This is a genomic window from Pseudomonas sp. A-1 (assembly GCF_004801855.1).
GTDB lineage: Bacteria > Pseudomonadota > Gammaproteobacteria > Pseudomonadales > Pseudomonadaceae > Geopseudomonas.
The window spans coordinates 1-7,202 of record NZ_SSTC01000136.1; the positions used below are offsets into that span (position 1 = coordinate 1).

Below are 7,202 nucleotides of genomic sequence, written 5' to 3' on the forward strand. Positions count from 1 at the left end.
ATCGTCATCGCCGTCGGCGAGGGCGCCAAGGCCTCGCTGAGCGCCTTCGACCACCTGATCCGCCAGGGCTGATCGCCCTGCACCATCAGCGCCGCGCCCTTCTTCAGGAGGGCGCGGCGTTTTCGTTCACACGCGCTATCGGGCGCGCAGGGCGGCGTTGAGGTTGTCGACCACCTCGGCCCAGTCGGCGTCCTCGAGGATCTCCTCGCGCAGGAAGGCCGCCTGGGCGGGCGTCCAGAAACTGGCGTCGGCCAGTTGCACCTCGGGCGGTAGCGGCGCGTGGCGCTCGATGAAGCGGCGGATCGAGTCGTTGTCGTTGGGCAGGCCGAGCTGCTCGAACAGGTGGTGAAAGGCGTGGACCGGCTGTTCCATGACATCCTCCCGCTGCATGCGGCGTGGTTGAGAACAGCACAGAGTATTGCCTACCCGGCCGGAGCCTGCCGGACCGCTCCTCAGGCCAGGCCCAGGGTGGCCGCGGTCAGCACTGCGTAGCGCGCGCCCTTGGCCAGGGTGACGCAGAGCAGCACGATCCAGAACGACTCGCGCATCACCCCGGCGACCACGGTCAGCGGATCGCCGACCACCGGCAGCCAGCTGAGCAGCAGCGACCAGCGCCCATGGCGCTGGTACCAGCCCTGCGCGCGCTGCAGATGCTGCTCGCGCACCGGAAACCAGCGCTTGTGGCGGAAGCGCTCGAGGTACAGCCCCAGCAGCCAGTTGAGCAGCGAGCCGAGCACGTTGCCGGCGGTGGCCACCGCCAGCAGGGTGAGCACCGGATGCTGCTCGGCCAGCAGCAGGCCGACCAGCAGCGCCTCGGACTGCAGCGGCAGCAGGCTGGCCGCCCCGAAGGCGGCGAAGAACAGGCCGAGATAGGCGCCGAGATCGAGCATGGCTGGGGGAACTACCTGCCGAGGGCTGTGGCGAAAGGATTACGACGCGTCGTCCTCGCGGATGGTCGCGTAGTCGAAACCGTAGACATCGCTGAACCACACCGGGTTTCCCTCGGCCATGCCGCCGTAGGTGATGCGCAGGGCCAGCAGGCTGGCGCCGTAGCCGAGATCGGCCAGACGCCGGGCGAACAGGTCGCGGTAGAAGCTGCTGGCTTCCTCGTACTCGGCGCTGGCGCGGGCCTCCTCGTCGGGAAAGCGCGCGTCCAGCTCGGCATCGAAGCGCTCGAAACGCTCGGCGAAGTCGGCCGAGGCGTAGACGAACTCGTCCTCCTCGCCGCCGAACACGAAGGCCAGATGTTCGCAGGGCGTTTCCAGGTACTCGTCGTCCTGCTCGACGAACTGCTGCTGGCCGCAGATCGGGCAATGCACCCGGGGCGGCTGCAGGCCGAAGGGCTGCTCGATGGCGACGTAACCGACCTGGCCGGCGACTGCCGGGGAAGCGTTGTCCTGCATGAAATCCTCGCTGAATCGACCCGGAACGAAACAGGGCGACCGATCGGTCGCCCCGCGGGTGCGGCAAGTTTACGGTGTCGCGCCAGAGTCCGGGCGAAAAATCGTCTCAGAGCTTCCAGGCGTAGGCGATGCCGACGCTGTCCTGCTGCATCTTCAGGTCCACCTCGCCGCCACCGAAGTTCTGCATCGAGTTGCGTCCCTTGAGCTCCTCGCTGAAGGCATGGGCATAGAACAGGCTGACCTCGTGGTCGGCTTCGGGCGCCCAGGTGGCGCCGAGAGTCAGGTGCTCGCGCACCACGCCGGGGGCCAGGGTGTTGAAGAAGGTCTCGCCCTTGTCCAGCGCCTGGTCGGCCCAGCTGTAGCCGCCGCGCAGGGTCAGCTGCGGGCTGACCGCATAGCTGGCGCCGAGCTTGTAGACGCGGATGTCTTCCCAGCCGAAGTTCGGGCCGTCCTCGGAGCCGAGCAGGTGGCCCTGGAACAGCACGCTGACCGAATTGGAGATGGCCTTCACGTCGCTGTAGTCGATCTGCTGCACGTCGGCGGCCAGGGTCAGGCGGTCGGTGGCCTGCCAGGCCAGGCCGATGCCGTAGTTCTCCGGGATGTCGAAGCTGCCGTGGTCGGCGAACAGGCCCTCGTAGCGCTCGAACTTGCCGGTCTTGATCTTCGACGACCAGGCCACGCCGAGGGTCAGGCTGTCGGCGAGCCGGCCAGTCCAGCCCAGGCGCAGACCCCAGCCGTCGGAGTGGTCGTGGCCGTTGTCGCTGACCTTGGCAGGCGACTCGGACATGGCGGCGAAGCCGCCGATGCCACGCGCCTCGAAGCGCTGCCAGGCATAGTTGAGGCCGATGCCGAAGCTGTGGCGCTCACTGAAACGCCAGGCCAGCGACGGGGTGACGAACACCTGGCTCAGGTCGACGCCGGCCTCGCCTTGCACGCCAGTGAGTGCAGCAAACGGATTGCGGCCGTAGTCGGTGTTCATGCCGCCGTTGCCGTACACCGCCAGGCCGAATGCCAGGCGCTCGCCGAGCTGGCGGGTGTAGCCGAATTCGGGGATCAGGAAGGACTCGGTGTCGTTGCCGTCGTAGTGGCCGTTGGCGCCCGGCACGGGAGAGCCGCTGATTTCCACGCTGCGCTCGGGCTTGAACCAGGTGACGCCCAGATCGAGGCGGTTGCCGACCAGCGCGGTGCCGGCCGGATTGGTCGCGGCGGCCAGGGCGTCCTGCGGCAGGGCATAGCCGACGCCGGCCATGCCGAGGGACTTGATGCCGTAACCGTGGGCGAAATAGCCGTTGGTGGCGCAGGCCAGCGGGCTGATGGCGGCGCTGCCGACGAGCAGGGCAGCGAGAAGCGGCTTGTGGAACGACACGGAAACTCCCCCGAAAACGCGTGGCCGCCACAGGCTGGCCGGAACGGGGGCAATATTAAATAAAATACATAACGTGCAATTATAATATTAGCTGATATTTTAATTCCTGAAAGTTCTATTCAGGTTCGTTCGCTTCGTCACCCTGCGGGCAGTACAGCTGGTAGAGCGTGCCGAGCAGCACCAGCATCTTCGGCTCGGCGATCGAGTAGAACATGCGCTTGCCGTCGCGGCGGGTCTGCACCAGGCCCTCGTTGCGCAGCACCGCCAGCTGCTGCGACAGGCTCGGCTGGCGCAGGCCGAGGATCTCCTCCAGCTCGCCGACCGAGCGTTCGCCCTGGCTGAGCTGGCAGAGCAGCAGCAGTCGGTCCGGATTGCCGAGGGTGCGCAGCACGCCGGCCGCCTCCGCAGCGGCGGCACGCATCAGCTGCATGTCGAGATCGGCTTGGGCTTCGGTCATGGGTGGGAGCTCCTTGTGACGCTGACCTGCAGATGCGGAAAGCGAAACATTATCACCCGAACCCGTATCAGCGTCACGGCCGCAACTGTCGTACTTGAGGAGGAAGTCAGCCCCCGGTGGCGTTCATGAAGCGCAGCACCTGCACCTCGCCGGAGCTGGCGAACTCGTGACGCAGCGGCTTGCGCTGCAGCGCCGCACCTATGGCCTCGATCAGCGGCCGGTCCTCGGTGGGATGGCGGCGCACCAGGCCGCGCAGGTCCAGGGCGTTCTCGTGGCCGAGGCACAGCAGCAGGCGCCCCTCGGCGGTCAGGCGCAGGCGGTTGCAGCTGGCGCAGAAGTTGTGCGAATGCGGCGAGATGAAGCCGACGCGGGTCTGCGGATGGCCCTCCAGGCGCACGTAGCGCGCCGGCCCGCCGCTCTGCTCGGGGCTGTCGAACAGCCGGTAGCGCTCGGCGATGCGCGCGCGCACCTCGTCGCTGGAGCAGAACGCCTCGCCGCGGTCGCGGCCGACCTGGCCCAGCGGCATCTCCTCGATGAAGCTGATGTCCAGGCCGTTGGCCACGGCGAAGTCGACCAGCGCCGGCACCTCGTCGTCGTTGCGCTCCTTCATGATCACGCTGTTGAGCTTGATGCGGGCGAAGCCCGCCGCGCGCGCCGCCTCGATGCCGGCCAGCACCAGGTCGAGCTGGCCGGTGCGGGTGATGGCGTGGAATCTGGCCGCATCCAGGCTGTCGAGGCTGATGTTCAGGCGCCTGACCCCAGCCTCGGCCAGCGGTGCGGCGAGCTTGCCCAGCTGCGAGCCGTTGCTGGTCATCACCAGCTCGCGCAGACCGGGCAGCGCGGCGATCTGCCGGCACAGGTCGACGATGCCGCGCCTGACCAGCGGCTCGCCGCCAGTCAGGCGGATCTTCCGCACCCCCAGGCCGACGAACAGCCGGGCGATGCGCACGATCTCCTCGAAACCGAGCACCTGCTGGCGCGGCAGGAAGGTCATGTCCTCGGCCATGCAGTAGACGCAGCGGAAATCGCAGCGATCGGTCACCGACAGGCGCAGGTAGTCGATCCTGCGGCCATGGCCGTCGAGCAGCATGGCGTCGTTCATCACGGGACTCTCCTCGGTTGCCGCCGCAGCGGTCAGGTGTGCCGCCCGGATGCAAGGACTGCACCAGTGCGGCACCGGGCGATCGCCGGCACACCTCGCTCAATAGTTAAGCACGCTGCTCGGGATCTGGGCCGCACCGACGCGCACCGATGCAGGGCATGCCATGCGGCGGGACACTGCCGGCGCACCATGGCGAAGCATCCCTGCCCCGCTACTCCCAGCGCTCGGCCGCCGCCCGGTCGCTGGCACGGCCGTCGACCCAGCGCGCACCGTCCGGGGTGTCCTCGCGCTTCCAGAACGGCGCGCGGGTCTTCAGGTAGTCCATGATGAACTCGCAGGCCGCGAAGGCGGCCTGGCGATGGGCGCTGGCCGTGCCGACGAAGACGATCGGCTCGCCGGGCAGCAGGCGACCGACACGGTGGACGATGGTCACGCCGAGCAGCGGCCAGCGCGAGCGCGCCTGTTCGACGATGCCGGCCAGGGCCTTCTCGGTCATCCCCGGATAGTGCTCGAGGGTCATGCCGGCGACTTCCCGGCCGTCGTTGTAGTCGCGCACGTAGCCGACGAAGGAGGCCAGCGCACCGATGCCGGCGTTGGCGGCGTGCAGCGCCTCCAGTTCGACGCCCGGCAGGAAGGCTTCCACCTGTACCCGAATCGTCATCTCAGCCTCCGGTCACCGGCGGGAAGAAGGCCACCTCGTCGCCGTCGGCCAGCGGCTCGGCGAGGCTGCACAGCTCCTGGTTGCGCGCGCACATCAGGCACTGCTCGGCCAGCACCTGCCAGGCGCCGCCGCGCGCCAGCAGGCGCTGGCGCAGGGCCTCCAGGCTGTCCAGCTCGGCCGACCAGGGCAGGCGCTCGCCGTCGCAGTCCAGCTCCTCGCGGTAGCGGGCGAAATAACGCACCTCGATCATGCCGGCTCCTCCGCACGGTAGTCGCCGCTCTTGCCGCCGCTCTTCTCCAGCAGGCGCACGCGCTCGATGGTCATGCCGCGGTCGACCGCCTTGCACATGTCGTAGAGGGTCAGCGCGGCGACGCTGGCGGCGGTCAGCGCCTCCATCTCCACCCCGGTCTGTCCGGCCAGCCTGCAGCGCGCGACGATGCGCACCGCGTCCAGCCCCTCCGGCTCCAGTTCGACACGGATGCCGGTGAGCAGCAGCGGGTGGCACAGCGGGATCAGCTCGTGGGTCTTCTTCGCCGCCATGATGCCGGCGACGCGGGCGACGGCGAACACGTCGCCCTTGGGATGGCTGCCGTCGAGGATCAGCCCGAGGGTGTGCGGCTGCATGCGCACCAGCGCCTCGGCGCAGGCCTCGCGGGCGGTGACGGCCTTGGCGGTGACGTCGACCATGTTGGCGCGCCCCGCGGCGTCGAGATGGGTCAGCATCGCGGTGCTCCCGGCAGTGGATGAGGAATCGGATTCAGCAAGCGCCATGCCAGCCGCCGCCAGCGCCTGGGGGGTGTTCAGGTTGGCCAGCCGCGGATCGTCCGCCGCGCAGTCCAGCGCACGGGCGCCATGGGCCAGCAGGAAGCGCAGCGGGCTGCGCTCGCCGGCCTGCCAGGCACGCTCCAGCTCGCCCAGCAGACGGCGCGGAATCAGGGCGAACAGCGGCTGCCAGTGCCCGGCCTGGCGCAGCAGCAGCGGTCGCTCCGACCCGCCGAGGGCCTCGCGGCGCATGACCTCGAGCAGCGGCGCATCGACCAGCGGGGCGTCGCAGGGCAGCACCAGCAGCCAGTCGTGACGCATGGCGGCGAGGCCGGCGCGGATGCCGGCCAGCGGACCGGGGAAACCGCCCTCCGCGTCCGCCACCAGGCGGTCGGCGAAGGGCGCGTAGCGCCCGGCGTTGCGGTTGCAGGAGATCAGCAGGTCGTCGCTCAGCGGCCTGACCGTCTCGGCCAGCCAGGCGATCAGCGGCCGGCCGGCGAACTCCAGCAGGCCCTTGTCCGCTCCGCCCATGCGCTGCCCGCGCCCGCCGGCGAGCAGCAGGATGGAACAGGGCGGCAGGTCGGCGGCGGACATGGCGGGACTCCGGGTGGACATGGCCCGATGGTACACCGCCCGCCAGGCATTCGCTCCCCAAGGGATTCCGCGCACCGGGGAGGGGCATGGGTGCGGACCGCGTCAGCCCTCCGGCTGCTCCAGCGCCTCCACCAGCACCTTGAAGAAGCGCGCTGCCTCGCCGCCGGTGACCACGCGGTGGTCGAAGGTCAGCGACAGCGGCATGATCGGGTGCACCTCGACCCTGCCGTCGACCGCCACCGGCTCGTCGCGGATCTTGCCGGCGCCGATGATCGCCACCTGCGGCGGCACCACCACCGGGCTGGCGTAGCGGCCGAACAGGGTGCCGAAGTTGGACAGGGTCAGGGTCGCGCCCATCATGTCCTTGGGCGGGATCGAGCGCGCCTTGACCGCCTCGCGCATGCGCCGCATGCCCTCGCGCAGGTCGTCGGCCGTGCGCCCGCCGACATTGTGCAGCACCGGCACGAACAGCCCGTCCGGGGTGTCCACGGCGATGCCCAGGTCGAGGTGGTCGTGCTGGCGGACCGCCATGGCCTTGCCGTCGAACCATACGTTGAGCCCCGGCTCGGCGCGGCAGGCCGCGGCGATGGCCTGGGCCAGGCGCACCAGCGGATCGCGGGCGGACGGCCAGCGGCTGAGGTCGGCGTCCTCCACCAGCATCACCGGCACCACCTCGGCGTGGGCGCGGGCCATGTTCAGCGCCATGCTGCGGCGCACGCCGCGCAGGCGCTCGCCGCCGAAGCTGGTGCGCGCGCTCTCGGCGGCCGCCTCGACGTCGGCGCGGGTGATCAGGCCGTCGGCGCCGGAGCCGGACAGCCCGGCCAGCTCGACGCCCAACTGGCGGGCCAGCTGGCGCA

General features: G+C 69.8%; 11 protein-coding genes and 1 pseudogene. 1 reads left to right on the top strand and 11 read right to left on the bottom strand.

Translation table 11 applies throughout. The annotated features are described in order from the left end of the window. Positions 1-72: hypothetical protein (locus E5198_RS22390; protein ID WP_372239863.1), on the top strand; the 72-nt coding region annotated here is incomplete at its 5' end. A 63-nt stretch (positions 73-135) separates the two neighbouring features. Here the strand turns inward: E5198_RS22390 and E5198_RS19665 are convergent. The 11 genes and pseudogenes from E5198_RS19665 to E5198_RS19715 form a co-directional block, all read right to left on the bottom strand. After that, a complete protein-coding gene (locus E5198_RS19665; RefSeq protein ID WP_136491622.1) occupies positions 136-372 on the bottom strand; it encodes a DUF2789 domain-containing protein in 237 nt (78 codons plus the stop codon). Between the two features lie 80 nt (positions 373-452). Further along, positions 453-890 carry a YqaA family protein gene (locus E5198_RS19670; RefSeq protein WP_136491623.1) on the bottom strand — a complete coding sequence of 146 codons (438 nt, stop codon included), beginning with the start codon at positions 888-890 and terminating at the stop codon, positions 453-455. Positions 891-929: 39 nt separating this feature from the next. Next, a complete protein-coding gene (locus E5198_RS19675; RefSeq protein WP_136491624.1) occupies positions 930-1,403 on the bottom strand; it encodes a hypothetical protein in 474 nt (157 codons plus the stop codon). Between the two features lie 106 nt (positions 1,404-1,509). Next, positions 1,510-2,769 carry an OmpP1/FadL family transporter gene (locus E5198_RS19680; protein WP_136491625.1) on the bottom strand — a complete coding sequence of 420 codons (1,260 nt, stop codon included), beginning with the start codon at positions 2,767-2,769 and terminating at the stop codon, positions 1,510-1,512. A 115-nt stretch (positions 2,770-2,884) separates the two neighbouring features. Further along, a complete protein-coding gene (locus tag E5198_RS19685; RefSeq protein WP_136491626.1) occupies positions 2,885-3,226 on the bottom strand; it encodes a helix-turn-helix transcriptional regulator in 342 nt (113 codons plus the stop codon). Between the two features lie 106 nt (positions 3,227-3,332). Next, positions 3,333-4,316: a GTP 3',8-cyclase MoaA gene (moaA, locus tag E5198_RS19690; RefSeq protein ID WP_136491630.1), complete on the bottom strand. Its 984-nt coding sequence runs from the start codon at positions 4,314-4,316 to the stop codon at positions 3,333-3,335. A gap of 223 nt (positions 4,317-4,539) precedes the next feature. Beyond that, the gene (moaE, locus tag E5198_RS19695; RefSeq protein ID WP_136491627.1) at positions 4,540-4,989 is read right to left on the bottom strand and encodes a molybdopterin synthase catalytic subunit MoaE; all 450 of its coding nucleotides are present in this window, start codon (positions 4,987-4,989) and stop codon (positions 4,540-4,542) included. 1 nt (position 4,990) lies between these two features. After that, the gene (locus E5198_RS19700; protein ID WP_136491628.1) at positions 4,991-5,239 is read right to left on the bottom strand and encodes a MoaD/ThiS family protein; all 249 of its coding nucleotides are present in this window, start codon (positions 5,237-5,239) and stop codon (positions 4,991-4,993) included. Further along, a complete protein-coding gene (moaC, locus tag E5198_RS19705; protein WP_136491631.1) occupies positions 5,236-5,712 on the bottom strand; it encodes a cyclic pyranopterin monophosphate synthase MoaC in 477 nt (158 codons plus the stop codon). The genes E5198_RS19700 and moaC overlap by 4 nt, the downstream gene beginning before the upstream one ends. 57 nt (positions 5,713-5,769) lie before the next feature. After that, a pseudogene (gene mobA, locus E5198_RS19710) lies at positions 5,770-6,345 on the bottom strand (molybdenum cofactor guanylyltransferase MobA); the annotation flags it as partial. Between the two features lie 102 nt (positions 6,346-6,447). After that, the coding region (locus E5198_RS19715) for a dihydrolipoamide acetyltransferase family protein (RefSeq protein ID WP_136491629.1) at positions 6,448-7,202 on the bottom strand (755 nt) is incomplete at its 5' end.

Bases quoted from the DNA above. Each gene is read 5' to 3' on its own strand.
- E5198_RS19665 (WP_136491622.1), bottom strand. From the start codon at position 372: ATGGAACAGCCGGTCCACGCCTTTCACCACCTGTTCGAGCAGCTCGGC.
- E5198_RS19670 (WP_136491623.1), bottom strand. From the start codon at position 890: ATGCTCGATCTCGGCGCCTATCTCGGCCTGTTCTTCGCCGCCTTCGGG.
- E5198_RS19675 (WP_136491624.1), bottom strand. From the start codon at position 1,403: ATGCAGGACAACGCTTCCCCGGCAGTCGCCGGCCAGGTCGGTTACGTC.
- E5198_RS19685 (WP_136491626.1), bottom strand. From the start codon at position 3,226: ATGACCGAAGCCCAAGCCGATCTCGACATGCAGCTGATGCGTGCCGCC.
- moaA (WP_136491630.1), bottom strand. From the start codon at position 4,316: ATGCTGCTCGACGGCCATGGCCGCAGGATCGACTACCTGCGCCTGTCG.
- moaE (WP_136491627.1), bottom strand. From the start codon at position 4,989: ATGACGATTCGGGTACAGGTGGAAGCCTTCCTGCCGGGCGTCGAACTG.
- E5198_RS19700 (WP_136491628.1), bottom strand. From the start codon at position 5,239: ATGATCGAGGTGCGTTATTTCGCCCGCTACCGCGAGGAGCTGGACTGC.
- moaC (WP_136491631.1), bottom strand. From the start codon at position 5,712: ATGCTGACCCATCTCGACGCCGCGGGGCGCGCCAACATGGTCGACGTC.